The sequence below is a fragment of the Kitasatospora sp. NPDC088779 genome (assembly GCF_040685395.1).
In the GTDB taxonomy this organism is placed as follows: Bacteria; Actinomycetota; Actinomycetes; order Streptomycetales; family Streptomycetaceae; genus Kitasatospora.
Window position 1 is genome coordinate 18,836 of the sequence record NZ_JBFBHW010000032.1, and the last position, 26,997, is coordinate 45,832.

Annotated in this window: 28 protein-coding genes and 1 pseudogene; 22 read left to right on the forward strand and 7 right to left on the reverse strand. The window is 69.6% G+C overall.

Annotated features, from left to right (window positions below; all coding sequences use genetic code 11):
- Window positions 1-10 precede the first annotated feature (10 nt).
- From AB0P03_RS26460 to AB0P03_RS26495, 8 genes and pseudogenes are all read left to right on the forward strand, one after another.
- Window positions 11-937 (forward strand): hypothetical protein, encoded by a 927-nt coding sequence (locus tag AB0P03_RS26460; protein ID WP_363631156.1) that lies wholly within the window; start codon window positions 11-13, stop codon window positions 935-937.
- Window positions 934-2,130, forward strand: coding sequence for a hypothetical protein (locus AB0P03_RS26465; protein WP_363631157.1), 1,197 nt, complete (start codon window positions 934-936; stop codon window positions 2,128-2,130). Before AB0P03_RS26460 ends, AB0P03_RS26465 begins: the two co-directional genes overlap by 4 nt.
- 655 nt (window positions 2,131-2,785) lie before the next feature.
- Window positions 2,786-3,643: pseudogene (locus AB0P03_RS26470) on the forward strand (reverse transcriptase N-terminal domain-containing protein); the annotation flags it as partial.
- Between the two features lie 592 nt (window positions 3,644-4,235).
- The gene (gene ltrA / locus AB0P03_RS26475) at window positions 4,236-5,531 is read left to right on the forward strand and encodes a group II intron reverse transcriptase/maturase (protein WP_363624192.1); all 1,296 of its coding nucleotides are present in this window, start codon (window positions 4,236-4,238) and stop codon (window positions 5,529-5,531) included.
- Between the two features lie 38 nt (window positions 5,532-5,569).
- Window positions 5,570-6,481, forward strand: coding sequence for a group II intron reverse transcriptase/maturase (locus AB0P03_RS26480; RefSeq protein WP_363631159.1), 912 nt, complete (start codon window positions 5,570-5,572; stop codon window positions 6,479-6,481).
- Between the two features lie 210 nt (window positions 6,482-6,691).
- Window positions 6,692-7,234: a hypothetical protein gene (locus AB0P03_RS26485; protein WP_363631161.1), complete on the forward strand. Its 543-nt coding sequence runs from the start codon at window positions 6,692-6,694 to the stop codon at window positions 7,232-7,234.
- A 354-nt stretch (window positions 7,235-7,588) separates the two neighbouring features.
- Window positions 7,589-8,464, forward strand: coding sequence for a hypothetical protein (locus AB0P03_RS26490; RefSeq protein WP_363631163.1), 876 nt, complete (start codon window positions 7,589-7,591; stop codon window positions 8,462-8,464).
- A 156-nt stretch (window positions 8,465-8,620) separates the two neighbouring features.
- Entirely contained in the window at window positions 8,621-10,075 is a 1,455-nt protein-coding gene (locus AB0P03_RS26495) for a hypothetical protein (RefSeq protein ID WP_363631164.1), read from the forward strand.
- A 134-nt stretch (window positions 10,076-10,209) separates the two neighbouring features.
- On the opposite strand, the gene AB0P03_RS26500 is transcribed toward AB0P03_RS26495, so the two are convergent.
- The 3 genes from AB0P03_RS26500 to AB0P03_RS26510 form a co-directional block, all read right to left on the reverse strand.
- Window positions 10,210-10,719 carry an SUKH-4 family immunity protein gene (locus tag AB0P03_RS26500; protein ID WP_363631166.1) on the reverse strand — a complete coding sequence of 170 codons (510 nt, stop codon included), beginning with the start codon at window positions 10,717-10,719 and terminating at the stop codon, window positions 10,210-10,212.
- Window positions 10,720-10,855: 136 nt separating this feature from the next.
- Window positions 10,856-11,380 (reverse strand): hypothetical protein, encoded by a 525-nt coding sequence (locus AB0P03_RS26505; protein ID WP_363631168.1) that lies wholly within the window; start codon window positions 11,378-11,380, stop codon window positions 10,856-10,858.
- 80 nt (window positions 11,381-11,460) lie between these two features.
- Window positions 11,461-11,955: a hypothetical protein gene (locus AB0P03_RS26510; RefSeq protein ID WP_363631170.1), complete on the reverse strand. Its 495-nt coding sequence runs from the start codon at window positions 11,953-11,955 to the stop codon at window positions 11,461-11,463.
- A gap of 116 nt (window positions 11,956-12,071) precedes the next feature.
- Here AB0P03_RS26510 and AB0P03_RS26515 point away from each other — a divergent pair, with 116 nt between their 5' ends.
- From AB0P03_RS26515 to AB0P03_RS26525, 3 genes are all read left to right on the forward strand, one after another.
- Window positions 12,072-12,416 (forward strand): hypothetical protein, encoded by a 345-nt coding sequence (locus AB0P03_RS26515; RefSeq protein WP_363631172.1) that lies wholly within the window; start codon window positions 12,072-12,074, stop codon window positions 12,414-12,416.
- 262 nt (window positions 12,417-12,678) lie between these two features.
- Window positions 12,679-13,503, forward strand: coding sequence for a hypothetical protein (locus AB0P03_RS26520; RefSeq protein WP_363631174.1), 825 nt, complete (start codon window positions 12,679-12,681; stop codon window positions 13,501-13,503).
- A complete protein-coding gene (locus AB0P03_RS26525) occupies window positions 13,500-13,901 on the forward strand; it encodes a hypothetical protein (RefSeq protein WP_363631176.1) in 402 nt (133 codons plus the stop codon). Before AB0P03_RS26520 ends, AB0P03_RS26525 begins: the two co-directional genes overlap by 4 nt.
- A gap of 45 nt (window positions 13,902-13,946) precedes the next feature.
- Here the strand turns inward: AB0P03_RS26525 and AB0P03_RS26530 are convergent, their stop codons facing one another.
- Complete coding sequence (locus AB0P03_RS26530; RefSeq protein ID WP_363631178.1) at window positions 13,947-14,774, reverse strand: S1 RNA-binding domain-containing protein; 828 nt, start codon at window positions 14,772-14,774, stop codon at window positions 13,947-13,949.
- 128 nt (window positions 14,775-14,902) lie between these two features.
- On the opposite strand from AB0P03_RS26530, the gene AB0P03_RS26535 reads away from it, so the two are divergent.
- The 3 genes from AB0P03_RS26535 to AB0P03_RS26545 all read left to right on the forward strand — a co-directional run bounded on the left by AB0P03_RS26535 (window position 14,903) and on the right by AB0P03_RS26545 (window position 16,701).
- Window positions 14,903-15,487, forward strand: coding sequence for an SMI1/KNR4 family protein (locus AB0P03_RS26535; RefSeq protein WP_363631180.1), 585 nt, complete (start codon window positions 14,903-14,905; stop codon window positions 15,485-15,487).
- Between the two features lie 132 nt (window positions 15,488-15,619).
- Window positions 15,620-16,300 carry a hypothetical protein gene (locus tag AB0P03_RS26540; protein ID WP_363631182.1) on the forward strand — a complete coding sequence of 227 codons (681 nt, stop codon included), beginning with the start codon at window positions 15,620-15,622 and terminating at the stop codon, window positions 16,298-16,300.
- On the forward strand, window positions 16,297-16,701 hold the full coding sequence (locus tag AB0P03_RS26545; RefSeq protein ID WP_363631184.1) for a hypothetical protein: 405 nt from the start codon (window positions 16,297-16,299) through the stop codon (window positions 16,699-16,701). The genes AB0P03_RS26540 and AB0P03_RS26545 overlap by 4 nt, the downstream gene beginning before the upstream one ends.
- 90 nt (window positions 16,702-16,791) lie before the next feature.
- On the opposite strand, the gene AB0P03_RS26550 is transcribed toward AB0P03_RS26545, so the two are convergent.
- Window positions 16,792-18,138, reverse strand: a complete 1,347-nt coding sequence (locus AB0P03_RS26550) for a tetratricopeptide repeat protein (protein WP_363631186.1) — start codon at window positions 18,136-18,138, stop codon at window positions 16,792-16,794.
- Window positions 18,139-18,310: 172 nt separating this feature from the next.
- Between AB0P03_RS26550 and AB0P03_RS26555 the strand changes: the two genes are divergently transcribed.
- Genes AB0P03_RS26555 through AB0P03_RS26565 form a run of 3 tightly spaced genes read left to right on the forward strand, consistent with a single transcriptional unit; the run spans window position 18,311 to window position 20,113 of the window.
- A complete protein-coding gene (locus tag AB0P03_RS26555) occupies window positions 18,311-18,892 on the forward strand; it encodes an ATP-binding protein (RefSeq protein ID WP_363631188.1) in 582 nt (193 codons plus the stop codon).
- Window positions 18,893-18,944: 52 nt separating this feature from the next.
- Window positions 18,945-19,637, forward strand: coding sequence for a phytanoyl-CoA dioxygenase family protein (locus AB0P03_RS26560; RefSeq protein ID WP_363631190.1), 693 nt, complete (start codon window positions 18,945-18,947; stop codon window positions 19,635-19,637).
- 44 nt (window positions 19,638-19,681) lie between these two features.
- On the forward strand, window positions 19,682-20,113 hold the full coding sequence (locus AB0P03_RS26565) for a hypothetical protein (RefSeq protein ID WP_363631192.1): 432 nt from the start codon (window positions 19,682-19,684) through the stop codon (window positions 20,111-20,113).
- A 56-nt stretch (window positions 20,114-20,169) separates the two neighbouring features.
- On the opposite strand, the gene AB0P03_RS26570 is transcribed toward AB0P03_RS26565, so the two are convergent.
- Entirely contained in the window at window positions 20,170-21,414 is a 1,245-nt protein-coding gene (locus AB0P03_RS26570; protein ID WP_363631194.1) for an MFS transporter, read from the reverse strand.
- A 216-nt stretch (window positions 21,415-21,630) separates the two neighbouring features.
- Here AB0P03_RS26570 and AB0P03_RS26575 point away from each other — a divergent pair, with 216 nt between their 5' ends.
- Window positions 21,631-22,431, forward strand: coding sequence for a hypothetical protein (locus AB0P03_RS26575; protein ID WP_363631196.1), 801 nt, complete (start codon window positions 21,631-21,633; stop codon window positions 22,429-22,431).
- Window positions 22,432-22,517: 86 nt separating this feature from the next.
- Here AB0P03_RS26575 and AB0P03_RS26580 read toward each other — a convergent pair whose 3' ends face one another.
- Complete coding sequence (locus AB0P03_RS26580) at window positions 22,518-22,715, reverse strand: hypothetical protein (protein WP_363631198.1); 198 nt, start codon at window positions 22,713-22,715, stop codon at window positions 22,518-22,520.
- A 242-nt stretch (window positions 22,716-22,957) separates the two neighbouring features.
- On the opposite strand from AB0P03_RS26580, the gene AB0P03_RS26585 reads away from it, so the two are divergent.
- Genes AB0P03_RS26585 through AB0P03_RS26600 form a run of 4 tightly spaced genes read left to right on the forward strand, consistent with a single transcriptional unit; the run spans window position 22,958 to window position 26,980 of the window.
- Window positions 22,958-23,608 (forward strand): hypothetical protein, encoded by a 651-nt coding sequence (locus AB0P03_RS26585; RefSeq protein ID WP_363631200.1) that lies wholly within the window; start codon window positions 22,958-22,960, stop codon window positions 23,606-23,608.
- Between the two features lie 50 nt (window positions 23,609-23,658).
- The gene (locus tag AB0P03_RS26590; RefSeq protein ID WP_363631202.1) at window positions 23,659-25,011 is read left to right on the forward strand and encodes an aminotransferase class III-fold pyridoxal phosphate-dependent enzyme; all 1,353 of its coding nucleotides are present in this window, start codon (window positions 23,659-23,661) and stop codon (window positions 25,009-25,011) included.
- A complete protein-coding gene (locus AB0P03_RS26595) occupies window positions 25,011-25,760 on the forward strand; it encodes a hypothetical protein (protein ID WP_363631204.1) in 750 nt (249 codons plus the stop codon). The genes AB0P03_RS26590 and AB0P03_RS26595 overlap by 1 nt, the downstream gene beginning before the upstream one ends.
- The gene (locus AB0P03_RS26600; protein WP_363631206.1) at window positions 25,757-26,980 is read left to right on the forward strand and encodes a hypothetical protein; all 1,224 of its coding nucleotides are present in this window, start codon (window positions 25,757-25,759) and stop codon (window positions 26,978-26,980) included. Before AB0P03_RS26595 ends, AB0P03_RS26600 begins: the two co-directional genes overlap by 4 nt.
- Window positions 26,981-26,997: the final 17 nt, after the last annotated feature.

Sequence of the window (26,997 nt, forward strand, 5' to 3'; positions counted from 1 at the left end):
TTCGTGGACCGTGACTCTTGATCCGGACACGTCCGCGAAGATCGCCCGCTATCGGCCCCGCCATGCGCCGGCCGGCTGGGAGGACGTCGCTCCGCTCGTGCGGTCGGTCGTCACCGCGACGGTCACGGCGGTGCCCTACGACGTCGAGCGGCTCCTGCATGCCGTGGCCGCCCTGGTGTTGTGGGCCGAGGCGAGCGGGCTGCCGCGTGATCCGGACGCGTGGCTGCGGGGCGAGGTCATCGACGCGTTCGTGCTGTCCCGGGCGGGCGCTCTCGCGCCGACGTCGGTACAGACTTACCGCACCTGGCTGCGGCGCGTGCGGGACGCACTGGCGTGGACGGACCGGGGCGAGCCCGTTCCACCCAAGCTGCACGCGCCCGCCAACCCGCACGAGCCCTACAGCAGCGACGAGTTGGCCGGGCTCCGGGACTGGGCGTCGCGTCTGCGGGGCCAGCAGCGAACCGACGCGCTCGCCCTGCTGGGACTCGGTGCCGGCTACGGGCTGACGCCCAGGGAGGTGGCCTCCACGAGGGGGCTGGACCTTCGCCGGCCGGGCCCGGGGCATCCCCTGGTCCACACGGGCATCGAGCGCTCGCCGGTGGCCGCGCGCGCCCAGTGGGAGGAAGTCCTGGCCGACCTCGCCGACGAGGCCGGCGGCCGCTACCTGTTCAGGCCACAACGCACCAAGCCCTACGCGAAGAACCTGATCGGTTCCTGGTCTCACCTGCACCAACCCGCAGACGGCCTGCCACCGCTGTCGGTCGGCCGGTTGCGGGCCGGCTGGATCGTGGAGCTGATGCGCGAGCGCATCGACCACGATCTGATCGCCAAGGCCGCGGGGCTGGCCTCGGCCGCCTCGCTGGCCCGCTTCCAGCACCTCGTCCCGCCGCTCGACGACGCCACCGCGGCCCGGCTCCTGCGCGGCAGGACAGCGTGACCCTTCCCCGCTCGTGGCGGGACGCGGAGAAGGCCCGGCGTCGTCGGCCGCGGCCGGTCACCGACGCGCCCGCTGAGATCCCGGACTCCAAAGTCGGCCAGGTCGACTTCCTGCTCCACCGCTCCGGCGCGCTCGACCTGATCGACGCGGAGCTGGCAGGACGTCCCGGCCCTGACGGCCTGCCCGTCCGCACCGTGCTGGCGGGTCTGCTGCTGGCGCTGCACTACCAGGCGAGCGCGAACCTGGCCGACGCCTGCCGGGTCCTGCTCGACCAGATCAGCCCCACCGCACGGTCCTGGCTCCACGTCCCGGAGATCGAGCCCGGCGACCCGTGGGCGCGGAACGCGTTCTGCCAGCGCGTCTACCGGTCGTTCGACCGCCTGACCACCGCACTGGACCCGGCCCGCACGGACCGCCGTCGCCGACTTCCCCTCACGGAGGCTGCTGTCCACGCATCCGCCTGGGAGGACGCCGACGCCGAGCATGTGCGCCGCCGTGACCTCCTGCAGCAGATCAGCGACCGTCTCGTCCTGGTCACCGTCCAGTTGGCCCACCGGCGAGGACTCTTCAAGGGGTGGCAGGGCGACGCAGGTACCGACACCACAGCCTTCCCCGCCTGGCACCGCCCCCACAGCAAGCGCCGTGGCCTGGCTTCGGTGGAGATCACGGGAGGCTGGCACTTCAGCGGAGGCAGCACCGAGGGCGAATTCGGGTACAGCGCCACCCTCCTGGCATCGGTCAGCCGCCGGCACCCCGCCGGCCACCCGGCAGCCGGAACCCGGGTGAGCAGGCACCCCCAGCTCATCCTGGGCGCCGCTCTCGACAGCCCTGGCAAGCGCGTCGGCCCCAACGCCGTCCACACGCTCCAGGCCCTCGTCCCGCTCGGCCTGCCCATCGGCCTGCTCGCCGCCGACCGCGCCTACACCGACCAGGTCACCGAGCACTTCCAGTCGCACGTCCGCCGGCTCGGCTACCAGCTCGCCCTCGACTACAAGCAGGACCAGCGCGGCATCCAGGGCAGCCACCTCGGCGCCGCCCTCGTCGACGGCACCCTCGCCTGCCCGCTCATGCCCGAGCCCCTCGCCAACGCCACCACCGGACTCGACGACAAGACGGTCATCAATCCCGACGAGACACTGCAGCAGCGACTGGCCGCCAGGGAGCCCTACTTCCTCAAGCGCAGTGCGACCTGAAGTCGCAAGATCTAGTGGCAGGTCCGGGAGGAGTGGACCTGCTTCGGCCAAGTGATCAATGCGGCCGATCCCCTAGGGCGGGTGCTCGCTGGGTAACCGGTGGGTGCCAAGCCGCCTGACAGATAAGCCCCAAGGGCTGGCGGGCCATCGCCGACCACAGGGCAAGGGGAAGACCCGAAGGGTGAGCGCAAGCGAACCCCCCGTGAGGACTCGTGAAGGAAAGCCGCGTCAATGGTGAGTAATCGGCGGTACAGGACAACGGGCTGCGATGCCCGAAGCGGCGCGGGGCCCTGCGCTACCCCGTGTGTGATCACCGCTGTCCCGGGTTATAGGGGGCACCCTCACGGGTCGCATCTAGATCTTGTGGAACAGGGAAACCCCGTAAGGGTCCAGCCCACCAGGGCTGGTAAGCCGGAGGTAACGAAGGTGAATCCCCCTGCGGGAACAGGATGTCCCGAGAAGCAAATGCTGCTAGGGCGACAAGCCCAGGGGAAACGGCGGGACTACGGCACCTCAGCCGCCGCCCATAACCCGGCAGATACCGGACCGATGCCCGGAACCGAAAGGTAGCTGACGCGGGACAGGTGGACCTTTGAAGAAGCAACGGGCATGACCCATAACCAGGACGGATGTAGATACCGGAGGTGAAGGCGGAATGAGCAGCGAGCGTGAAGCGCAGGATGTCTCTCCGGGGACTGAAACCCTGGACGACGCGAAGCTCTGGCACAGCATTGACTGGGCCGAGACGGAGCGGAACGTGAGGCGACTGCGCCAACGCATCTTCAAGGCCGAACAGGAGGGGGACCCGAAGAAGGTCCGTAGCCTCCAGAAGCTCATGCTGCGGTCCCGCTCCAACACGCTCTCCAGCGTGCGGAGAGTGACGCAGCGAAGCTTGGGAAGGCGCACCCCCGGCATTGACGGGGAACTGGCGCTGACGCCGTCGGAACGGGGTCGGTTGGTGAGGTCACTCGCCGAGGATCCGGCGGACGGAGTCAGGCCGGTGCGCCGCACGCACATTCCGAAGGCCAACGGAAAGACAAGGCCACTCGGCATCCCGGTCATCCGGGACCGAGCCCAACAGGCCAGGGTGAAAAACGCCCTGGAACCCCAATGGGAAGCGCGCTTTGAAGGGCGAAGCTACGGCTTCCGTCCGGGGCGAAGCTGCCACGACGCCATCGGAGCGATCTTTGCGATCATCTCCGGAAAGAGTCGTCGGCGGTGGGTTCTAGACGCTGATCTGGCGAGCGCGTTTGACCGGATCAACCATGACCACCTGATGGGGGTCATCGGGGATTTCCCTGCGAACAGGGCGATCCACGGTTGGCTGAAGGCTGGCGTGATGGAGCACGGAAGGTTCGCACCGACCGAGGAGGGAACTCCACAAGGCGGTGTAATCAGTCCATTGCTGATGAACATTGCGCTACACGGAATGTTTGAGGCAGCGGGGTATCGAGACGATAGGTCGCCCGCCACGACGGCGAAGATGCCCATGTTGGTTCGGTACGCGGATGACTGTGCGCCACGAACACATCAGGAGGTTTCGGTGTAGACGGAAGCTGCTGATGTGGTGCTGCACTGGTGATGGAGGTGGGCCCTCCGGGACCGCCCACGCAGGGGGAGGTCTCAAACCACCGCAGGCTGCTCCGGTGAATGAGCCGGGGTGGTGAGCACTGCGGACAAGGCGCACTTGATGCGTCAGGTGCGAGCCGAGAAGGCGAACGCGAGTGAACCACTGCCGAAGTGTCGAAAGCGTATGGACGGTTACCGAAACCGGGGTCCAGTTGTTGCCCCGGGATGAGTCTGGCGGGGTCCTGTATTCCTGGCCAGGTGGTGCCCGGCATGAAGGTGGCGCGAGCTCGGCTCAGGCGCCGGTGCGGAACGTGGGAACCCCTCGCCGCGATGCTGCCGGTGGCCGTGTTGACGGTCCGTCGGCGTCAAGGGAGAACCCCAAGCAGCTGAAACTGCAAGGGGCAGAGTACCGATGCGCGGCAGGGGGACGGACCGCCTCGTAGTAGTGGGGAAGCCCCTGTAATGGGGGTGGAGCGAAGGGGGCGGGTCGTCCTGGTCTTGTTCGGTGGTCAACCGGAGTTCCCGGGAGGAGCCAGGTGAACGGATCGAGGCCGCAGGCCGAGGTCATGAGCAAGTCGTTTGACATCCCCAAGTGGATGGTGTGGCAGGCGTTTCAAAGGGTCAAGGCCAACAAGGGTGGACCCGGGGCGGACGGGGTGACGATCGAGCAGTTCGAGCAGGACCTGAGCAGGAACCTGTTCAAGCTGTGGAATCGCATGTCGTCCGGCTCGTACTTTCCTCCGGCGGTGAAGGCCGTGGAGATCCCCAAGGCGGGCGGGCGAGGTGTCCGCGTGCTCGGGGTGCCCACCGTGGCCGACCGGATCGCCCAGACGGTGGCCGCGATGTATCTGGAGCGGCGGGTGGAGCCTGTGTTCCACCCGGACTCCTACGGCTACCGGCCCAGGCGGTCGGCGTTGGACGCGGTGGAGACGTGTCGGCAGCGTTGCTGGAGAAGCGACTGGGTGGTCGATCTGGACATCCGGGCGTTCTTCGACAGCGTGGACCACGAGCTGATGCTCAAGGCGGTCGAGCGGCACGTCGACGCGGACGGGAAGTGGGTCCTGCTCTACGTCAAGCGGTGGCTGGTCGCGCCGCTGGCGTTGGCGGACGGGACCCTGGCGCGGCGGGATCGGGGGACTCCGCAGGGGTCGGCGATCTCGCCCGTGCTGGCGAATCTGTATCTGCACTACGCGTTCGATGTGTGGCTGACGCGGGAGTTCCCGCAGGTCACCTTCGAGCGCTACTGCGATGATGCGGTGATTCACTGTGGCAGCGAGAGGCTGGCCCGCCGCGTGCGGGACGCTCTCGCGCAGCGGTTGGCGCAGGTCGGTCTGGAACTGCATCCGGACAAGACGCGCATCGTGTACTGCAAGGACGCCGATCGGCGCGGCTCGTATGAGCACACGTCGTTCACGTTCCTCGGGTACACGTTCCGGCCCAGGCTGGCCAAGAACCGGTTCGGGAAGCACTTCGTGAACTTCCTGCCCGCGGTCAGCAAGGAGGCGATCAAGGCGATGGGCAAGGAGATCCGTTCCTGGCGCATCGCCTGCCGCAGTGACAAGTCCCTGATGGACCTTGCGCGGATGTTCAACAGCATCGTGCAGGGTTGGATCAACTATTTCGGGCGCTTCTACAAGTCCATGTTGTATCCCCTCCTCCGGCGCATCAACGACCTGTTGGTGCGTTGGGCCTGTCGGAAGTACAAGCGACTGCACCGCCGCGAGAAGCGGGCGAGGGAACTGCTGGCGGGCGCCGCCCGCCGCTACCCGAACCTGTTCGCGCACTGGCGGTTCGGCCTCAAGCCTGACGGCTGGACGATGGGAGCCGTGTGAGCTGAGAGGCTCCCGCACGGTTCTGCGAGCGGCGGCGGGTGCGATTCCCGCCGCCGACTCTCCGGCTGCTGGGGTTCGCCGGCCCCAAGCACGAAGCCGAGGAGATCAAGTCGAAGATCGGTGCGTTCCTGCATGACGAGCTCAAGCTGGAACTCTCCGAGTCCAAGACCGTGATCACACACGCCACCAGCCAGGCGGCGCACTTCCTCGGCTACGAAATCAGGGCCCAGCACTCCGACACGAAGATCACCCGGAATCGTCGGGCGGTCAACGGAGCGATCGGCCTGTTCGTGCCACGGCAGGTGATCAGGCACAAGTGCGCGCTCTACATGAGCAAAGGGCAACCGGCGCAACGCGGAATGCTGCTTCACGACGAGGACTTCACGATCGTCGCGAAGTACCAGGCCGAATACCGGGGACTCGTCCAGTACTACCTTCTCGCCCAGGACGTGTTCCGCCTGGGCAGGCTCCAGTGGGTCATGGAGACCTCGCTGCTGAAGACGCTGGCCGGGAAGCACCGGTCGACGGTCACGAAGATGGCTCGGAAGTACAAGAGCACCGTCGAGACACCCGAGGGACCGCGAACCTGTCTGACCGTCACCGTCCCACGCGACCGGGGAAGGAAACCACTGGTCGCCCGTTTCGGCGGGATCCCGCTCAAACGACAGCGCAAGGCCGTCCTCACCGACAGGCGGCCGGTCATGGCCAGCGCGAAGCGAAACGAGCTGATCCACAGGCTCATCGCTGAATGCTGCGAGATCTGCGAAGCTCGGACGAATCTTGAGGTTCACCACGTCCGCAAGCTCGCCGACCTCAACCGGCCGGGACGTCGGGACAAACCCGACTGGGTGCACCTCATGGCCAAACGACGGCGCAAGACCCTGGTGATCTGCCGTCGCTGCCACGAGGACATCCATGCCGGGCGAGGCACCGCGCCACCACGGAAGTGATCACTGGAGAGCGGGATGCCGGGAAACTGGCCCGTCCCGTTCGGGAAGGGGCCGTCGGAAAAGGACCCGAACCACGGGCACCTCGTCGGCGGCCTACTTCACTCTGAGGGGGGACTCTGGCCGAGAGGCCAGGGTCCTACCCGACAGCAGGGCCCCGACCGGGGCGGGGCGGTCCGTTTCCAGTGCCCGGCCGCCGGGTCCTCCCCGTCCGTGACCTGTCCCCGCTTCAACCGCGCGCACCGGCCCCAGGCCGGACCTCCCACAGTGGTCGACCTCACCAGCACCCGCTCCACCTCGGCCCACCTCTCCGCCAAGCCCAGCGTCCAGATCACCCCCGCGGAACGACTGCGGCCGCCGCCGGTCAAGGACCTCCCGAGGATCTGCCGCAAGCCGACGATCACCGTCCGCCCCGGCGACCTCGGCAAGATCGACAAGCTCCGGCAGGACCGCCCCTACCTCGGCCCCGCATGGCGCGACGCCTACAAGCCCATGCGGGCCCATAACGAGGCCGTCAACGGCCGCGCCAAGGGCCACCGCATCAACATCGCCGACCCGAAGAAGCGCCTTGCACACGGACGCGTCGCCCAGGCGATCCTGCTCGCTCTGATGGTTCTCATGATCAACCTGCTGACCATCCAGGACTGGTTCTCCACCACCGGCCCGGAGCCGGCAACGACAGCCACCGTCAAGGACTACGACGGCCTCACGCCGACCCCGGCCGACTTCAACGGCCTTCCCCCACCGCCCGGCTGACGAACAACCCGCAAGAGCCTCGAAGAGACCTGCATCACACAGCCGTTGGCGTGCCGCTCGACGGCAGTCCTCGCATGCCCGCTCCAGCCCGGCCACCCCCGAGGAAGCCCGAGCAGCCCCGTGATCTACGCCACGAAGCACCATCGCCATCGCACGCCGCCTCGAACAGGCCCGCCAAAAGCAGAAATCCCGCTCGACCGAACCGGCCGAGCGGGATTTCGTGACCATCTACGAGTCAGGCTCGTAAACAGTCGGAAGTGCGGGCACGGGGGAACCGGGTTGCGGGGCGGTCGGGAGCTGCGGTGGAATCTGGCGGGCCGTGCACCTGCGGCCCGCACGGGGAGGGATCGGTTCATGGACGGAACGACAGCGCTGGACAGCGTGCTGCAGCATGCGCATGCGGTCCAGGTGAGTTCGGTGAGCGGGATCGGGGTGGACGAAGAGATCCGGGTGGACCTCTCCGATCCGACGGAGTCGGCCCAGCTCAGGACGGCTATGGCCGTGGAATCGCTGCCCGGGTTCCACTGCATGTGCCTCGGGGACGTCCGCTTCGAGTTGTTCGACCGGGACGGTGAGCGACTCGCAGTCGTCGTCCTGCACCACGGGGCGACACTGAGATGGGAGCAGTGGGAGAGTGACGCCGTCCTCGCCGATGGCCGCCGGCTCCTGGCGTGGCTGGACAAACACGGCATGCCCGGACCCATGCAGCAATTCGAGGCCGACCAGCAGCGAGCGGAGGAAGGGACCGAGGAGAAGCGCGACTGGCTGGCCGCGATGCCCGCCGGACTGCAGGGGACCGCCGACCGGATCCTCGACCTCTCCCGCACCGGCGGCAGGCCCTCCCCCGAATTGCTCGCGGAACTCACGGACCGACTGCAGCTGACGTTCCCCGACCCGGTGGAGCGGGTGCTGGCCCTGCTCGACTGGCATGGCTCCGGCAGCGGGCGCTGCTCTGGCTACCCCGTCCACGAGGGCGTGCCTGGCGAGTTGCTCGGCAGGGTGCCGATCGCCGATCTGCTCGCCGGGCTGGCCGACCTGCGAGCTGAGGAGCGGCACGACGCCGGGGCCGTGCGGCATCTGGTGGGCTGGAAGACCCGCCCACGCCAGAAGCAGGACGTTGCCGACCTGCCCGAACCGCTGCGCGCCCGTCTGCTGGCGCATGCCCTCCGGTCTGGGGACTCCGACAAGCAGGGCCGCGCGGAACGGTGGTTGGCACCCCCGCGGGCCTGAGACCCGCCGGAGCGTTCAGCGGCTGGCGAAAGCGGCGCGCTCAGCAACAGAGAGGGGGAGGTGGGTGGCCTGGTACGAACACGCCCGAGTCGTCTTGCTGCGACGGCCGCGCAGGGGTCACGAGAGCTCCAGCAGCGGACCTGGCACCATGGGGCGGTGCCCGCTTCCTTCGAACTTCCCGCCATTGCACAACCGGTCCTGGAGAGGCTGCTGCTTGGCCTGGCCGGCAACCCGTCTGCACCGCCGGAGGTCCTCGTTCGCCTGACGGCGGCGAACATCGACCGGTCCGGGTTGGCCCGGCGGCGCGACCTGCCCACGGACGCTGCAGGGGCGCTTGCCACCGACCGTGATGTGACCGTGCGGTCGAATCTCGCCTCGAACCCGAGCCTCCCGCCTTCGGTGCAGGTCGTCCTCGCCGGCGACGCCGACCCACGGGTGCGAGGCCGGCTGGCTGAAGGACCGGAGTACTTCACCACAGTCGGTGTACACGGGCGCCGAATCCCGGACCCGCTGCCGCGTGATGTCTACGAACTACTGGCCCGTGACCCGGACCCGAAAGTCCGCCGCGCGTTGGCCTTCAACCGTCACCTGCCGGACGATGTGCGGGCCAGGATGCTCGATGACGCGGACTCGCGAACGGCCGCCATCGCCGCCAGCGAATGGCCCTTGGCGCCGACCGGCCGGATCGGAGAACTCCTGTCGCGGGCAACCGGCGCTTCTGGCCGACAGATGCTTCTGCTCCGCCTGGATGGTGCGCTTCCCGCAGAGGCCGCACGCGCCATGCTTGCCGAAATCGACTCCGCTGCAGGCGATGCCTACAGCGAGGGTCTGCTGCGGCAGATTGCCGAAGTCGCCGACCTGGACGCCGGTCTGACTGGCCGATTTCTGGCGACTCCGGACTTGCGCGCCGCGGTGGCGGCCAACCCGACGCTGTCGGCCGGGCACATCGCGGACTTGGCGTGTGATCCGAACAACCAAGTACGCGCGGCTGTTGTCGCACGACGCAGCCTCGACCCGGAGTTGCGAGAGTCGATATCGGTCGACTACGACGACCGTAGCAGCGACATAGTCGGCTGGCTGCTGACCGAAAACCTGTCCAAGCAAGATCAGCTGGAGTTCGCCCGCAGCCGGCACCGGATCTTCCGCAAGACCCTGGCCATGCGCGCCGATCTACCAGACGAAATTGTCGAGATCCTCGCCGACGACGAAAGCTTCGCAGTTCGACTATTCGTGTGCGAGCGACAGCCGAACGCCCCCGGTCGGCTGCTGGCCCAGATCGCCGAGCAGTGGACCAGCTACAGCCGGTGGGACATGCTCGCCCACAAGAACTTCCCCGCCGATGCCGCTACTGGCCTGGCCCGCTCCGATGAGCCCCACGACCGCGCGGTCGCCGCAGCACACCCCGGTTTGCCGGCCGATACGATCGAGGCTCTGTTGACCGACCATGATGACACCGTACGACGTCGAGCCGCGACCAACCCCGCCATTCCAGCCGACCGGCTGATCGGCCTACTTGGTGCCGCCGATTCCGCCGTTGCCGCAGGAGCTGCCGCAAACCGGCTGCTTCCTGTGAACACGATGCACCAGATGCTCGATCAGGCAGGGCTGTGAGGACGCGGCGCGATCCCCGGGCTGGTTGAGATGCCCGACGACCCGCGCTTCGGCCACTGGGCCGAGTTGGAGCTTCGAGTACCGTCAGCGGCGGCCTCATGAACGGCTGACCGAAGTCGGAGATCGCTGCCAGATCACGCATCCCAGTCCGTATAGTCCCCGATTGCCACGTCGTCGCAGAACGTCTCCCAGAATCCGTTGTGCACGAGGGCGGTCTCGTCGATGCCAGAGATGAGACCGCGGAGCTCGTCCGCTACCTCCTCGTACCTGTCCTCGTCGCCGTCCGCGTAGAACGGGAAGCGTGCGATCACGGCCGCGACGCATCGGTTGAAGGAGCCGAGGTCGCTGTTCACGTGACTGGCCGTCGCTGACTCGGTCTTGGCAAGTTGCACCACGTGATCAGTGGCCACGTCGACGGCGATGCGGCCGAACAGACCACTCGTCGCGATGGCGACCAGCCCCCGCTCACCGATCCCTTCGAGGAACACCGGCTCACTCAGCGCCCGGTACTCGTATCCGATCAACCCGCCTGGGACGCCGGTCTCACCGAGATCGACAGCAATCTGGCCGGGCACCCCGGGTGGAGCCTCGGCGCGGAACAAGACGAACTCGGGCTTCGGCAACTGCGGCAGGGGCTGGCTCACGGGAAGATCTTCTCCCGATGGACTGTCCCGGCAACACCCGTAGGCCCGCGAGAGGGGCGACTCATGTCGGGCGGCCGGTCCTGACATCCCCAATCAAGTTCAGTAACGCCGGGCTTGTCGACGACGGGCACGCCGCTCAGCCCTTGATCAGCGGGTCGTAGGGCTCATCCTCCGGCGTGAAGATCAGGATGAAGTCCTTCCCTGCCTTGGTCGTGACCTCGCACAGGCGGGCCAGGGCGTCGGTCTCAGTGGGAAGGTCAAGGCCGAGAGCAGCGGCTGCTCGGTCCCGCCGAACCGCCAGGTCGGGCATGTCCTCCATGTGCTCGGCGGCCAGCTCACCGCTCTCCTCGGCAGTAAACGCTCGGCAGTCGCGCCACCAGGGCGCGACCAGGAGGAGCCGTAGGAGTTCCGGCAGGCCGATGGCGACCAGCGCCGCGCCACCTTCGGAATCCGCGTACAGGACCGGACGTTCCTCCCCGCCATCGCCACAGAAGAAGTACGTGCCCCCGGCTCCATCACCCGCGAAGCCCTCCAGAGCCGCGCCCGACGCGAGGTGGACGTCCTCGCCATGGTCTCTCCGGTCGAGGTCAAAGTCGCCCGGCCAGGCCAGGAAGCGGGCAACGTCGACGTGTTCGTAGATGGCGGTGATCAGCGATTGCATGCGCCGCACCTTAGCGACCGGGAACGACACTCACGCGCTCACCGGCAACACACCGACCGGGGAATCTATGGCGGTGAGGATCAAGACAGCAAGCGGATGTTGGGGGACTGCGCGCTGGTGGCGAGAGGGTGAGCACAGTGGGTACAGGCTTGGCTCACGGGGCGAACCATGTTGCTCTGGATACTGAACACTTCGGCCTGCTGTGATTCCGGGCAGCGGTATCCCAGGTACAGCCGGACCCATGGCGCGCGCGTCAGCGCAGCCGCCGGCTGGTCCCGCTTGATGTCGTGGAACGGTGCCCACCAGTAGTCGACGACAGCCCGGAGCACCGTCCGCTCCCGCTCGTCGGTGACGTCGAAGGCGGCAACACGAGCCGCAGCCGGATGCTCCGCTCTCTGACTACCTGAACATACCGCGCATTCCTCGCCATATCGGAAGTGAGTAGTGCGCCCTGTGCGCTCACAGGTGAAGCAGTCCAAGCTCAGGTCCAGCTTCTTCTGCCAGTGGAGGTTGTGGAAGACCTCACCTCGGAGGGGCACTGTCAGTTCGGCGGTGATCTCAACGGTTCGCAGCACTGTGCGATCCTCGCAGACGGGCGGCTGAGGGACGCCGAGGCATCACTCCGGTCATCGCCCAACGGATCATCATCGCGGAGCGGTCCGGCGGATCAAGGCGGCATAGGCTCCAGGGCATGCACAGCACCCTGACGGAGCACGCCCGGTGTCTCTACGGAGACGAGTACCGACCTACGCCGAAGTGCGACGGCGACCACCGGGAGCACTACTTCGTCGAAGAGCTGACCTTCGCTGACGCAGATTCGATCCTCGCGATGCTGCGTGAGCTGAGCCCGCACGTGGTCGACGGCCATCTGCCGGTCTGGGTTCGCAACCTGGCCTACCGCCTGGTGCTCCTGCAGCGGCCGGACGAGCCGGCCCTGTTGAGAGAGTCCGCCGAAAACCTCTGGCTCCATGGACCGGACTGGGACGACATCGCGGCAGACCTGAAGCGGCGGGCCGACTCGCTGGAAGCGGGCTGAGCTGGCGAGGACCATGTGGGAGAGGTGGGAATAGTGCACAGTCGGAATAACCCCCTCCCGCCAGTACAAGCACATCAAGCGTGCCTGCGTCGAGGCCAAGCGCGACGAGGACGGCAATGCCTACCGCTGGCGAGTACACAGTCGAGCCTTCAAGGGCGAAGAGGATGCAGAAGGCGTCGAGGCGACATGGACCGTCTGCGAGCCCGTCGTCCGTGCAATCCGAGTCCTTGAGCAGTTGCAGCCCGCTGGCCAGAACTACCTCATGAGTGCCCTCCTCCACGGACCGGGCCAGCCGAAGAAGACCGGCGTTGATCGAGCCGTCGGCGTTGGCGCCACCAATCAGAACCTCAATCTCTTCGCCGGCTTCGTCAACGAGCTCTGCACGGAGCGGGGACGCACCGACACCATCGCCGCTGGCCAGGGTCATGCACTCCGGCTCAAGACGAGAGTCTTCAGAAGGACTCTGGCTTGGTTCATTGCGCGACACCCCGGCGGAGTCATCGCTGGGGCCCTGCAATATCGGCATCAATCAATCCAAATGTTCGAAGGATATGCGGGGACCAGCGATTCCGGCTTCCGGGCCGAGGTCGAAAGCGAGCAGGCCATCGCCCGGGGCGAGGTCTACATGGAAATGATCGACTCCCACCAGCACGCGGGACTGGCCGGTCCGGCCGCCGAAGAGGCAGCCCGTCGGCTCGCAGACTTCGGCGAGCGCGCGCAGTTCCACGGCCAGGTCGCGCTGGACAGACACCGCCTCGAAAGGATCATGAAGCGTCACGACCCGGCGATCTATCCCGGCGAGTACATCACCTGCGTCAACGATCCGGCCAAGGCCCTCTGCGAGAAGGCCCGCCGCGGCAACAGCGAAGGACTTCCCTCGCACGGCGGCTGCCTGCCGTTGGCCTGCCGCAATGTCACCCTCACCCCCGAGAACATCACCGCCTGGCAAGGCGAGATCGCCCGCATCGACGGGCGCATCGCCTCGCGGCCGATGCTGCCGCCCCGCCTCCGACAGTTCCTTGAGAGCCGACGGGCCGAGATCGTCGAGTTCCTGACGGCGAACGGGCAGGAGGCCGTTCCGGCATGACCCGCAACGTCCCCGACCTGCCCGAGGCCCTGGTCCGCAAGCACCTCCAGGAGGTGCTGGACACCTGCCGCGAGACCAACAAGCAGCCCAGCGTCCTCATGCTGGCCCGCCGCCTAGACCTGACCAACACCACCTTCCGCCGCCGCTACCCCGAAATCGCCCGAGAAATCGCTGATCACCGAGCCACCCCCACCGCCCCTCGCAGCGGACCGACCGCACACGACAGACTCGTCGCCCGCAACGCGAAACTCCGCCGACACAACCGCGAGCTGACCGCTCAACTCACCCTCGCTGCTGCACAGATCCAGCACCTTTCCCTGCGCAACGAACGACTCCAAGAGGCACTGGAGGAGACGTCGAACGTCACGAGCATCACCAGCAGGGCCCCACGCCGTTGAACAAGTGACCTCGCGCTCTGGACACGCGAGACGCTGACGGCGTGATCACTGCGAGTCGCCGTTTGCCTGCCCCTCTGCCGCGCACAGCCTCACCCGATGACGCTGAACGTCGACCTCGGCAACCCGGACCGTGATCTGATCGCCCTCGCGCACGAGCTGGTCAGGGGTCACTGCTGGCTGGCTCGTCATCTCGGACAGGTGAAGGAGCCCTTCCACGTCTGGGGCGACGCGCACGAATACGCCGAATGGGACGATCTTCGTGACAGTGCCGCGGAGGACCTGACCTGATTGATCAGAGAACTCGATCAGAGGGTCTTTCTGCAGTGCCTTCATTGAGATCGCGACCTGTCCCTGACGTGTTTCGGCGATGAGCACCTCGGCGGTGATCCTCTGGCCGGCCTCGACCGCTTCCGAGGGGTGACTGATCCACGACCAGGTCAGTTCGGGCACACGGATGAAGCCAGTGCATAGCCCGTCGGGCTCGCCGTCGAGATGGACGAAGACGCCGAAGTTGTGAACCCCCGACACGGTCCCGGAGACGATCTTCCCTGGCTGGAGCGCGAGCAGGAAGGTCCGGAGCTCGGGGTTCTCGCAGGCGCGGGCGGACAAGTGCAGTTCTCCGCGCCACCGTCCGATCTCCTCAGCATCGAGTTCCTGGCCGATCTCGAAGACCTCAGACGGGTGGTCGATACGGCGCATCGACGCCTCTTCCCGGGAAATTCGGCCAGCTTCGTTGTTCCCCTCGCTCGATGCCCCGAGCACGACCAGGACGTCTGACCTGTCGAAGCCGGTGACGGTTACCCTGCGGACCGGACCGGGATGGAGCTTGTTGAGGAGCGACTGCAGGCGAGGATCGGAATCGGGCTCGGACATGGGCGGAGCCTAGCCCGAGTGCCTCCCGGGCGCAGCGGACATGCACTCCACCAGGCACCGCTTCTGTTCGGTGGTGGGCACGCATCCCTCGCCGTTAGGCTTCGGGACCGAACGAGAGAAGATCACGTATGGACCCCCGCCTGCCCCGCCTGCGCCGGAAGCTCGCCCAGATCCCCTTCAGCCCTCTTCGCAGCCACTCCTTCGGCGAGGAGAAGCATCGCTTCCAGCTCGGGCGAACCGTCAGCCCGGCGACGCTCGACGCCTTCGAGACTGACGGCGGAGTCGTGCTTCCTGCCCCCTACCGCGACTTCCTGACGTTCCTTGGCGCGACCGGGGCTTCCCCGTTCTACGGACTCCTGCCCCTGAGCCGGTGCGAACTGTTCACGATGGACCCGAAAGGGGCCGAGGATGGGGCCCCGCGGGGCTTCACCACGGTCGAGGATCGTGCGCGTCCAGGCGACAGGTTCCTGCACATCATCGAAGCAGGATGCAGCGACGTGGTTCTGCTGGGAGTCACGGGACCGCTGACCGGCCGCATCGTCACGGGCAACTCCGATGGCTTCTGGGGCCCCGACCTCTCGTCGGCCCCCGACTTCATCGCCTGGTATGAACTCTGGCTGGACGAGATGGCGGCAGGTCACGACAGCCGGGCGCTCGAACTGACGTCGCCCGCCAGCCGCAGCGCTGAAAGACGCGCGCGTCCCACCTCATAGCAGCTCCGGACGGCATCCGAGGACATCGGTCCTCACTGACATTGATCAAGAAGATCGTGCGTCAGTGACTCCCAAAACCATCTTGGAACGACATCCATGACGACTGACGGCTTCATAGCCACGAGGAGGCCGTTGCAACCTGCCAGTGGTCAATGGTCAGCGCAGAACAGCGTCCACAAACTGGCCTGGCACGTCGCCCGCCGCCCTGGCGGACTGATCGCCCTGGCCATCCAGTACGGGCACATGCGAACGATCCTGGACGCCCGCACCTCCACCGGCTATGGCACCCGCAGCCGGCGCGGCATCCACGGTGAGCTCGACGTCGAGACCGTGCGGGCGGCGGCCGACACCGCAGCGAAGCTGAACGATCGGATGGCCGCCGGTGAAAGGATCTCGGGCCCGGCCGCCCGCCGGGCGCTGACGGCCGCAGCAACAACGCCCAGGTTCGAGGGAAAAATCGTCACCGCCAAGTTCGCCAAGAAGGCCGCCAGCTTCCTGGCCCGGGACGGCCTGGTCCTGTTCGACAACCCCGATGCCCACCTGATCTGCGTCTTCAAACGAGACACCGCACTCTGCGAGCCGGACCCGAACGCGACTGCGCCGAACCAGTTCGCCTGCCAGCTCGGCTGTGGCAACGCCATCCGTACTGACAGCGACGCCCGCAACCTTCGCGAACGCGCCCGCGAACTCGACACCCTGGCCGCTGCGGCCCCAGAACCCGTCGGCCGGCGGCTGAAGCACAACGCGGACCGCCTGCGCGAGGTCGCCGGCACCCACGACGCCACCGCCCAACCTGCCGAGGCCCTGACATGAACGAACAACACCAGGACGAACGCGCCCGTATCCGCGAGGCCATCGATCGCCTCCTGACCGGCCAGGCCACCGTGTCCAACGGCAGCCTGACTGTCGTCGCGCTGGCCGCCGAGGCCAGCGTCCACCGTATGGCCCTGCTCAAGCGTCACGCGGATCTAAAGAACGAGTTCTACGAACGCGTCCGCACTGAGACGAAGCAGGTCCCGGAAGCCGAGAGGCGGCTGCGGAAGACCGTCACGAAGCTGAAGGAGCGGGTCTCCGACGTGACTGAGGAGAACACGAGGTTGAAGGACCAGATCACCCACCTCGCGCTCGCCGGCGCGGTCCTCGCGGACCGGTTGCGCAAGGCCGAGGAACAGGCCCGGTTGCCCGACAACGTTGTCCGTTTCCCCAAGCCGTAACCGCACCGACGAGCAAGATCGTGTGGGAGACGGCGCGCGAGGACGACCCTCGCCTTACGCGTACGGCGCCGCGCCCTCTCGACGAAGGGTTCAGATCGGACGGCCTACTGCCATGGGTCGGGCACGTTCTAGGAGTTCGCGGACGTGGTGGTTGCGGCGGTGCGACTGGGTTGCGGAGAGCATGGTGCGGAAGCGGTCATCAGCCCGGCCGGACTGGACGTGGGGGAAGTCGTCCAGGGCGAGGTTCCAGCTCTGTACGGCTTCCTCCAGCCGACCGGCTTCGAGCTGCCATTCGGCGAGCATCGCGCGGTGGCGGACGCGGGCTCGGCGGTAGACCGCGGGGCGGACCTTCTCGGAGTGCTGGAGGGCGCGGATCGCGCCTTCGCGGTCACCGAGTTCGTAGTTGACCTGGGCGACGTGGTACGAGAGCGAGGACGGGTCGTAGGAGCCGTGGGCCTTGGCCTTGGACTCGGCCTGTTCCATGGCGACTTCGGCCCCGTGGAGCATGGCCAGGGCGCCGGCACGGTCGCCGGTCTGGGCGAGGGCGTGGGCCTGCTGGCCGGCAAGGAAGGCTCGCATCCTGGGCCCTGCCTCGGGTGAGGCGGCAGCGGCGGCGTTCGCGTACCGGAGGGCGGGTGCTCCGTGGCCGAGTTCGACGGCCTGAACGCTCATGCCCCGCAAGGTCGTGCAGTAGGTCAAGTGGTCACCTGCGGCCAGGGCCAGCTCCAGGGCCTTCGTGTAGTAGCTCTGGCCGAGCAGGTCCAGGCGTTCGTCCACGGCCATGTAGCCGGTCAGGTAGAGGTGGTCCGCTGCGGCGGACAGCATCGCCTTGCGAACCTCGTCGGAGGCGGTGGCCTTCAGGTACGGGGCGATGTTGTTGACCATGAACGCTGCGGCCATCGGCCGGGCTGTCCGGCCGCCGAACTGGTCGTCCAGCTCGCTGATCTTCTCGGTCATGGCGATCACGGACTCGACCTCGGCCATGCCGATCCGGCTGTGCGGGTCGGTCTTCAACCGCTCGAACCGCCCGAGGTGGTCCGGCCAGCCCGGGATGGTGAGGGCGACCGAGTACAGGCCGGCCCCGAGTACGCCCCTGCGCGATGGGTCCATGTCCACAACCCCCAGATCGATCAGTCCTGCCACCGTATCCGTGGACTGGGGCTGAACGTCAGGCTCATCGGCGAATCCCGCCTCGAACGCGGTGACCGGTCGCCTCAGGCGGCGGGTCAGGGCCTCCAGTACCACCTTCTGGTACTTGGCCATGGGGCGGGTGCCCGAGAGCCAGTGCGAGATGGCGGACTCGTCGTACTTCAGCTTGTACCCGGCCTCGGTGCCGGCCCGGTTGACCGCGCGGGCGAACTCGCCGTTGCTCGCCCACCGGCACTCGGCGACCAGGGCGGCGAGCTTGCCGTTGGGTGTCCGTTCGCGTGCTGCCATCGCCGCCCCCGGGCCAGGTTTCAAGGGTTTCAAGCATCCGGGGTGTCTCTACCGTGTTCACGCCCCGCGCACACCTGTTGACTCGATGTCAGGCCGAGCGAGAGCCCCGGAAGCGAGGGGCCGCTGCGGCTCCACGATCGGCGGCACCGCCCACCCGCTCGTCCATTCCCGGGTGGCCGGTGCCGCTCTCCAGGCCAGCGCCGAAGGGTTCCTCACCGTGGTCGTGCACTCCCATGTCTTCTTCCTGACCAGAGATCCGGTCTCCGTCCCCATTGCCCGCCGCAGAGTGAGGACCCGCATCGTCAGCTGGGGCGTCCTGCTCGACGAGGACACCCGCCTCGCGCTGGACACGGTCACCTCCGAACTGGTGGCCAACGCCGTCCGGCACACCCAGGCCCCGATGCTCACCGTCGCCGTCTACGTGAACGTGCGGCTGCGGCGGGCCCTGGTCGAGGTCTACGACGGCTCGACCGCGCTGCCCCGGCGCCGCCGGGCCGGGGCCGACGCAGAGAGGGGCCGAGGGCTGGAACTGGTCGAGTACCTGGCCCTGGCCCACGGGGCCGAGCGGACCGAGCGGGGCAAACGGGTCTGGGCCGAGCTGGCCCTGCCCGAACAGCCGGTGACCCGACGTCAGCTCTTGGCCGTCCCGCGCCGGGCGGTGCGAGCCGCCCTGCGCGTGCTCCCGCGGCCCGGACGTGCCCCGATACGGCCGCCGTTCGCGCCCGGCACCACCCGCCCCCGCACGGCAGCCTGAGCCGACACCCCGCATCGCCCAGGGAAACCCCGCTTCGAAGGGATCGGACCTGATGACCAGTGTGACCAGCGCAGAGGGAGTCCTCGGCCGCCGCGGACTGCGGACCGGCGTCGAGTGGTCCACGCCCGCAGCGGCACGCGCCCGCGCCGCCCAGCTCGTCGCCGAGCACCGCGCCGGCCGCCAGGAGATCGTCCGCAACCCGCACCTGAGCGCCGAGTGGGCCCGCGCGGCCGTCCGTGCCCCGCAGCTGCTGGCCGCCGTACAGGACGTCATCGGGCCAGCCATCGCGGTGGAGAACACCTTCCTCGTGGTGAAGTGGCCCGGCCGCACGTTCGAGATCCCCTGGCACCAGGACGGCATCGACGCCCGCGTCGAACTCGACCCCGGCCGGTCCGTCTCCGCCTGGCTGGCCATCAGCGACGCCACCCTCGACAACGGCTGCCTGCACGCCGTCCTCGGCTCACAGCACTTCGGCTACCTGCCGTTCTCCTCGGAGGCCGAGCACGGTGCCGAGCGGGGCCGGGCCGACCAGGCGACCGGCTTCACCGCCGACGCCACGACCGCCCTGCCCCTGTCGGCGGGGTCCGCCGTGCTCATGGACAGCCGCCTGCTGCATCGCTCCGGCACCAACACCGGCGACGGCGCCCGGGTCGGCCTGAACGTCCGCTACGTCGCCCCGGACGGTGTCCGTCGACGCGACCCCCAGAGCCCCAGCCTCGACCCGGTCACCGGGACGGGCTGGTAGCACCACCCAAGGGATCAACACCCCAGCGAGAGGAGCACAACACCGTGACCATCCTCGAAGAGATCGCCACCCGCGAGGACCTGGTGACCCGGGTCCGCGTCCTGACCGGGGAGGACGCCGACGCGGCCCGCCGCGCCGACAAGACCCCGATCGCCAAGTCCGACTGCACCTACTACTGCCCCGACGCGGCCACCGCCGAGCGGTGCATCCAGTCCCTGCGCGAGTCAGACGAGCGCCTGCGCAACCGCCCCGAGGAGCTCATGCTCTGGGACTGGCAGTGCACCTACTGGGAGGCCGAACCCGGCAACCCCAACGGCGGCGGCACCGTCCTGCTCGGCGTCGCCTGGTACGACCAGGCGTTCTTCGACGACCGCCGCGACGCCTGGTTCGGCGCCATGCACCAGCGGATCTACAAGGACCTCGGCATCCCGCTGGAGGACATCACCGTCACCCACTGGCAGCTGCTCGCCGGCTGACCTGAGCACCACCAGCACACCGGCCGGGCCCCGCACCGAGGGGCCCGTGCCCGTGCTCAGTCGCGGGCCGCCAGCTCCGGAACCGGCGCGGCCTCCGGCAGCGGCCGGCGCCCCCGCGCCAGGACCAGCACCAGCACGGCGCCCGCCCCGCCGACCACCGCCACCACCAGGCCGCCGCCCAGGAACGCGGCCCTCGGGCCGCCGGCGGCCAGCGCCGGGACGAACAGCATCGAGACCGTCCCGCACGTGCGGATCACGGTCAGGTCCACCGTCAGTAGCCGCCTGCGGGCGGCCGGAGGGAACAGCGCGAAGTGCGTGGACAGCGCGATCTGCAGGAACGGCGACACCGCCCCCGACAACACGGACAGCGCCAACAGCACAGGCAGCGACCCGGCCAACCCGGTGGCCGCCAGCACCAGCCCGGACACCGCCCACGCACCGCAGTACACCGCCGTCAGCGGCGCCGGCAGCCGCACGTTCCCGGCCACCAGGTTGCCCGCCAGTGCCCCGGCGCCGGTGCACGCCAGCACCGCCGCGTAGGCGGAGGCCCCGGCGCCGAGCCGGGCAGCCAGCAGCGCGGGCATCGCCAGCGACACCGCCCCGGCGAAGATCCCGATCCCGTGCACCGCCAGCACCACCCCGGTGTCCGGATGGGTCCGCACCAGCGACCAGGCGCCCGGCCACACCCCCGCCGCCTGCGGCCCGGCCTGCGGGGCGGCAGCAGCCAGGCGGACGCGGGCGGCCAGCAGCACCAGGGCAAGGGCCGAGACGGCGAACGTCGCCGCGTCCACCCAGAACAGCCCGGCCAGCGGCATCACCGCCAGCAGCAGCCCGGCCGCCCCGGGGCCGGCGATCCGGGCGATGCGGCCGGTCAGGTCCATCAGCCCGCTCACCGCCTGGACCTCGCCCGGCCTGACCAGGTCCGGCACCATCGCGCCAAGGTTCGGGTCGAACAGCGCCCCGCCGACCCCCAGCAGCGCGGCCGAGGCGATCAGCCCCGCCGTGCCGAACTCGGACCACGCCCACGGCAGCGTGGCCACCAGGACCAGCCGCACCGCGTCCACCACCGCCAGGGCCCGCAGCGACGCGAACCGGTCCATCACCCGGCGCCCCACCGTGCCGAGCACGATGTACGGCAGTGACTCGGCGACGGCCACGAGACCCATCGCCCCGGCGCCCGCGTGCTCCCACGCCATCCACATCACGGCCATCGCGTACAGCCGGTCGCCGAACACCGACGCCGTCTGCGCTCCCCACAGCAGAAGCACAGGCCCGCGCCGCAGCAACCGCACGTATCGCATGATCCACTCCGCCCCAGGAAGCACGAAGTCCCGGCAGCGAGCCGCCACCGGGAACTCCCCACACCCTAGGGCAACTTGAAGCCCGGCCGACGCAGGCGCCCCGAACACGGCAGCCCGCCCCCGGCGGCCACACCCGCCACTCGCCCCCGGCCCCGAAGTCCGGCAGGCTGGCCACCAGGACACCCGCCGGAGAACAGACCTCCCGGAAGGACTTCCGTGCACCCCCTGATCACCGAGCTCGGCCTCGACGGAGACCCGAAGCTCCTGCACGAACGGCGCGGCACCACCTTCTTCAAAGTCGGCGACACCGCCCTGAAGATCACCGACGGCCTGATGGCAGGCCGCGAAGGCGAGGTGCTGGCCGCGCTCGGAGCCGACCACTACCGGGCCCACGGCCGGTGCGGGGACGGTACCTGGCTGGCCATGCGGTGGATCGACGGCACCAGCCTCTGGGACGCCATGGAACCCGCCCACCGCGGCGACGACACCCCAGCCGCCCGCCGCTCGATCCTGACGGCCGCCGCCGAGGCCGCCGAAGCCCTCGCCGACCTCCACACCGCCGGCTGGACCCACGGCGACCTTCAGCCCGACCACGTCGTCTTCGAGGACGACGCCGTACGGATCATCGACCTGGCCTGTGCCCAGGGCCCCGTCCCCGTACCGTTCTACGTCCACCGCGGCGGCATGACCCACACCACCGCCCCCGAGGTGGCAGCCCTCGTGATCGGCTCCACCGAGCACATCGCAACCACACCCGAGGCGGACGTGTGGTCGCTGGTCGCCTCCCTTTTCTGGTCTTGGACCCGCACCCCACCGACCGACTACCGCGACCCAGACAGCAGCCGAGCCGAACTCCTCGCCGACATCGCCGCTGGCCACCCCCGCGATCTGACAGCCTCCCGCCCCTGGCCGTTCCCTCAGTTCGAAGACGCCCTTCTCGCTGGCCTCGCTCACGATCCCGGGCAGAGGCCAGCAGCCGAGGCGCTGGCCAAGAACCTCCGCTCCGCGAAGCCGTGACCGTCCACTGCGCTGAACACTGCTCAGACCGCAGCACTGCCGATCGTCGAGGGCGTCACCACGACCTCAGGGAGCGCAGCGGCGGCTCAAAGAGGGCTGAAATCTGAACACAAGAACTTGACAGGGAACGTCCAGCTCCCGTGCGTGTAGCTGCGGGGGTGTCCGGCCTGCTCACAGAGCCTGTTGAGCCGGTAGGCCAGCGACTTGCGGCTCGCACCGGTCTCCGCGACGAGCCGGGCGAGGGCCTCGTTGGGTGCCTTGGCCCGGGCTTGCGTCTTCGTCACCTCGTACCCACCTTCGGATGATCACGCGGCGTGCCCTCCTGTTGACGGGGTGTACGAGCCTAGGGCACGCGGGGGGTGCGTGGGAGCCGCTTTCGTGGTCTGTGAACCCCCCTTGTGACCCTCCCGCGCGCGCCTGCGATCGAGTTCTCTGGTCGCACCCGCCCAAGGGCTCGGAAGTGCACCCCTAGGACACCTCAAGTCCCTTGTTCAGTCCGCCAGTTCGACGACATCTCGAGGAAGCCATGACCCTTCTTGTCTGCGTTGACGGCATCGACCTGGCCGGGAAGTCGACCCTCGTCCGCGCCTTGGTCGCCGAGCTGCAGCGCCGCGGCAGGACCGCGCGGCGCCACCGCGGAATGATGGCCCGCCGCCACCCCCTGGACCGGCTGCTCCGCCACCTGTCCTCGGCCCGGCAGCCGGACAGCTGGCTCACGACGACGGCCTACCTGATCGGCGGGTTCGCCCTGGACAGCCTCCTGGTCCGAGGCGGACGCCGGAAGGCGAAGGAGGTGGACGTGATCATCCAGGACGGGGGCGTCGACCGGACAGCGGCCTTCGGCATCGCCGGCGGTCCCTATCGCGCGGCGCGCGTGGCCCTGCGCTGGCCCGGCGTGTTCGCCCGCTGCGACCTGGCAGTCCACGTGACCGCCGGCATCGAGACCCGGGCCGAGCGGCTCGCCCGGCGGATCGCCGAAGGGCACCACGTCGACGTCCGCGACCACCGGGCCGCCGGCGACGCCGCGTTCAGCGCCCGCTTCCACAGCGCTCTCGCCGTGATGGGCCGCCGGCACCGGCGCCTCATTGCGCTTGACACCACCGACCGTGACCCGCAGGAGATGGCGAGCGAGCTCGCCGACCGGATCCTCGCCCTTCCAGGCGACCGGCGCCGATGACAGTCCGCACCGCCCCGACAACCGATGCCACGAACCCGGAGGTACGACCCGTGAGCACACCCGCAGAGCTTGTCCCCGACACCGTCCGACGCGCCGACTCCGAGCACCTGTGGCACCCGTGGGAACCGCTCGCGGTCAAGGACCGCCTGATCCTGACGGGCGGTCGGGACTGCTGGGTGCGCGACGACCGCGGCCGCGAGTACCTGGACCTGCGGGCCGGCACCCTGAACGCCACGGTCGGCTACGGCCGGACCTCCGTGGTCGAGGCGATGGCCGCGCAGGCGCAGCGGCTGATGACGTGGGACCTCGCGGAGGTGACCACCGCGCCGGCGGCGTTGCTGGCCCGGCGGATCGCCTCCCTCACCCCGCCCGGCCTGTCCCGGACGCTGTTCTGCAACTCCGGGAGCGAGGGCATCGAGGCGGCCGTCAAGATCGCCCGGATGGTGCACTGGATCAACGGCGACCGTGACCGCACCACGATCGCGTCCTTCGGTGAGGGCTATCACGGCGCGACCACGGCCGGTGTCGCCGCGACCGGGGCGGCGTTCCGCCGCGAGGGCGCGGGCCCGCTGCCCGGCGGATTCGTTCACCTGGCCACCCCGCGCTGCCCCGACTGCGCCGCCGGCGGGGGCGAGCACCGGTGCCGGGTGCCGGGGGTGGCCGAGTGGGAGCGCCGGCTCGCCGAGGTCGGGCCGCACACCATCGCGGCGATCGTGGCCGAGCCGGTGCTCAGCGTCGGCGGCGTGATCGTCCCGCCCGAGGGGACGTTCGCGCGGCTGCGCGAGCTGTGCGACCGGCACGGGATCCTGCTGATCGCCGACGAGGTCGCCACCGGCTTCGGCCGCACCGGCGCCATGTTCGCCTTCCAGCACGACCTGGACCCGGCGACGGGGCCGGACCTGCTGGTCACCGCGAAGGGCCTGTCCGGAGGGTACGCGCCGCTGGCCGCGGTGACGGTGCGCGAGGACCTCTACCAGGTGTTCGGCCGGGACCCGCTGCTGGGCGGTCTGCGCCACGGCCACACCACCGGCGGGCACGCCACCGCCTGCGCCGCGGCCCTGGCGGTGCTCGACATCGTCGAGGGAGAGGACCTGCCGGCGCGGGCGGCCGCGATCGGTGCGCGGGTCCTGGGGCAGCTGCGCGAGCAGCTGGCCGGCGCGCCGCCGGTGCGGGAGGTGCGCGGGCGGGGCCTGCTGATCGGCGTCGAGATGACGTCCCCGGCCGCGGCGCAGGAGGCCACCACCGTGGCGCAGGAGGCCGGGGTCCTCGTGAGGGCGTTCGGTGCGGTGCTCACGGTCGCCCCTCCGCTGGTCATCGCCGAGGACACGGCCCTGCGCGGTGCCGCGATCCTCGCCGACGCCGTGCTCGCCGCCGGCCGTGCCGGTGCGGGGAGGCGAGCGTGATGCGGGACACCGTCGTGCTGCCGCTGGCCGGCGCGGGAAGCCGCCTGGGCCTGCCGATCGCCAAGGAACTGGTCCCGGTGGGCCCCGGCCGGGTCGCCTTGGACCACACCCTGGACCTGCTCGCCCCGCACGCCGGCCGCCTGCGCGTGGCCGCCGTGCTCGGCGACGGACGGGAGGCCACCGCCCGCCACCTCGTCGCCCGCTGCGAGCACCTCGGCCTGCCGCTGGCGGTGTGCCACCAGCACCCGGACCGGGCGGAGTCCACCGGCGCGGTGTCGAGCACCAGCGGCTGGTGGAGCCCGGCGACCGCCGTGCTGCTCCCCGACCAGATCCTCACCCACCCCGATCCCGCCGCGATCGGCGCGCTCCTGGACGCCATCCGCGTCGGCCACCCGGCCGCGTTCCTGACCGCCGACGAGAGCGATCCGGCCCGCCTCGCGGTCGACGGGGCGCTGCGCCTGGAACCCGACCCGGCGGGCGGGCGGAAGGTGGCGGACTTCGCGGACAAGCCCGGCCCGCAGGCGACCGGGGCGCGCGGCTTCAACGCGGTGTGGTTCGGCTACGCCTTCGCCGTGGCGGCCGGTGACGCGGTCCTCGACGTGCTGCACCGGGCAACGCTCGGCGAAGACCTCGCCCGCACGGACCTCGGTCCGCTGCTGGGAGCACCCGCGATCGACGCCGGCCCGTTCACCGACATCGGCACCTGGCCCGCCGTGGCCGCGACGATCGCCGGGGCAGGTGTGCGGTGAGCCGGGTCCTGGTCCACACCGGCCCCTACCCGGTGGACGAGCAGCTGGGCGGGATCGGGCTGCGCCTGTGGGAGACGGCCCAGCTCCTCGCCGACGCCGGTCACCCGGTCACCCTCGCCCTCCCGCGGCCCTCGCCCTTCGGGCACCCCGGGATCACGGTCACCGCCCGGCCGTGGCAGGACCTGCTCGACGGCGCCGACGCGGTGCTGACCACCGACCTGCCCGACACCCGTCTCCTGCTGGCCGCCCGCACCCGGGGCCTGCTCCAGGTCGTGGAGAACGCCCCGCCGATCGAGCACCTGCACTATGAGCGCCTCGCCGCAGCCGACGGACAGGCGCTGTACGAGGACACCGTGGCCCGCTGGCGTCTGCAGCTGCTGCTGGCCGACCACCTGCTCGTGCGCTCCGAGGCCGAACGCGCCTCCACCCTCGGCGCGCTGGTCGCCGCCGGCCGCCTGTCCGCCGCGCACCACCGCGCCGGTCCCTCCCTCGAGCACCTGATCAGCCTGTTGCCGATCGGCTTCAACGCCTACTCGCGGGCCGCGGCCGACGCCGCCGGCCCGGGCGAAGCGGCGGTGGATGTGGTGTGGAGCGGCGGCGCGTGGGACTACTGCCACCCCGCCCTGCTGCTGCCCGCCCTGGCCCACGCCCTTGCCCTCGGGCGGCCCCTGACGTTGCGGATGCTGTACGAGCCCGGCGAGGCCTTCCGCCACCAGGTCCGGGCGCTCGGCCTGGACGACCTGGTGCGACTGCCGGCCGGGCCGCTGCACCACACCGACCGCGACCGGCTCCTGAACAGCGCGCGGTGCCTGGCGATCACCGGCGCCCGCACCGCGGAGAACGCGACCTGCCACCGGCTGCGGCTGCGCGACGCCGCCCTGTACCGGCTGCCGGTGGTCGTCGACCCGCACGGCGCGACCGGCGAGGTGGTCGCAGCCCTGGGCATCGGCGCCCTCGCCGACCCGGCCGACCCGAAGGCCCTGGCCGACGCGCTGATCACCGCCACCGGCGACGGCCCCGTCCGCACCGGCTACCTGCACCGGCTCGATACGGCGCGCACCGACCGGTTCCGCCTGGAGAACCACCTCGGCCCGCTGCTCAACCTCCTCAACCAAGGCCGCCCGGCACCCGACCGCGAACACGGCGCCCACCACGCGGCGATCCAGCACCTGCTGGACAACCACCCGCAGCTCACCCACACCGCACCCGACGTCATCTGACCACCACGCACCTCGAC

Bases quoted from the DNA above. Each gene is read 5' to 3' on its own strand.
- AB0P03_RS26520 (WP_363631174.1), top strand. From the start codon at position 12,679: ATGAGTGCCCTCCTCCACGGACCGGGCCAGCCGAAGAAGACCGGCGTT.
- AB0P03_RS26585 (WP_363631200.1), top strand. From the start codon at position 22,958: ATGACCCTTCTTGTCTGCGTTGACGGCATCGACCTGGCCGGGAAGTCG.
- AB0P03_RS26535 (WP_363631180.1), top strand. From the start codon at position 14,903: ATGGACCCCCGCCTGCCCCGCCTGCGCCGGAAGCTCGCCCAGATCCCC.
- AB0P03_RS26550 (WP_363631186.1), bottom strand. From the start codon at position 18,138: ATGGCAGCACGCGAACGGACACCCAACGGCAAGCTCGCCGCCCTGGTC.
- AB0P03_RS26490 (WP_363631163.1), top strand. From the start codon at position 7,589: ATGGACGGAACGACAGCGCTGGACAGCGTGCTGCAGCATGCGCATGCG.
- AB0P03_RS26570 (WP_363631194.1), bottom strand. From the start codon at position 21,414: ATGCGATACGTGCGGTTGCTGCGGCGCGGGCCTGTGCTTCTGCTGTGG.
- AB0P03_RS26515 (WP_363631172.1), top strand. From the start codon at position 12,072: ATGCACAGCACCCTGACGGAGCACGCCCGGTGTCTCTACGGAGACGAG.
- AB0P03_RS26505 (WP_363631168.1), bottom strand. From the start codon at position 11,380: ATGCAATCGCTGATCACCGCCATCTACGAACACGTCGACGTTGCCCGC.
- AB0P03_RS26525 (WP_363631176.1), top strand. From the start codon at position 13,500: ATGACCCGCAACGTCCCCGACCTGCCCGAGGCCCTGGTCCGCAAGCAC.
- AB0P03_RS26545 (WP_363631184.1), top strand. From the start codon at position 16,297: ATGAACGAACAACACCAGGACGAACGCGCCCGTATCCGCGAGGCCATC.
- AB0P03_RS26530 (WP_363631178.1), bottom strand. From the start codon at position 14,774: ATGTCCGAGCCCGATTCCGATCCTCGCCTGCAGTCGCTCCTCAACAAG.
- AB0P03_RS26595 (WP_363631204.1), top strand. From the start codon at position 25,011: ATGCGGGACACCGTCGTGCTGCCGCTGGCCGGCGCGGGAAGCCGCCTG.
- AB0P03_RS26560 (WP_363631190.1), top strand. From the start codon at position 18,945: ATGACCAGTGTGACCAGCGCAGAGGGAGTCCTCGGCCGCCGCGGACTG.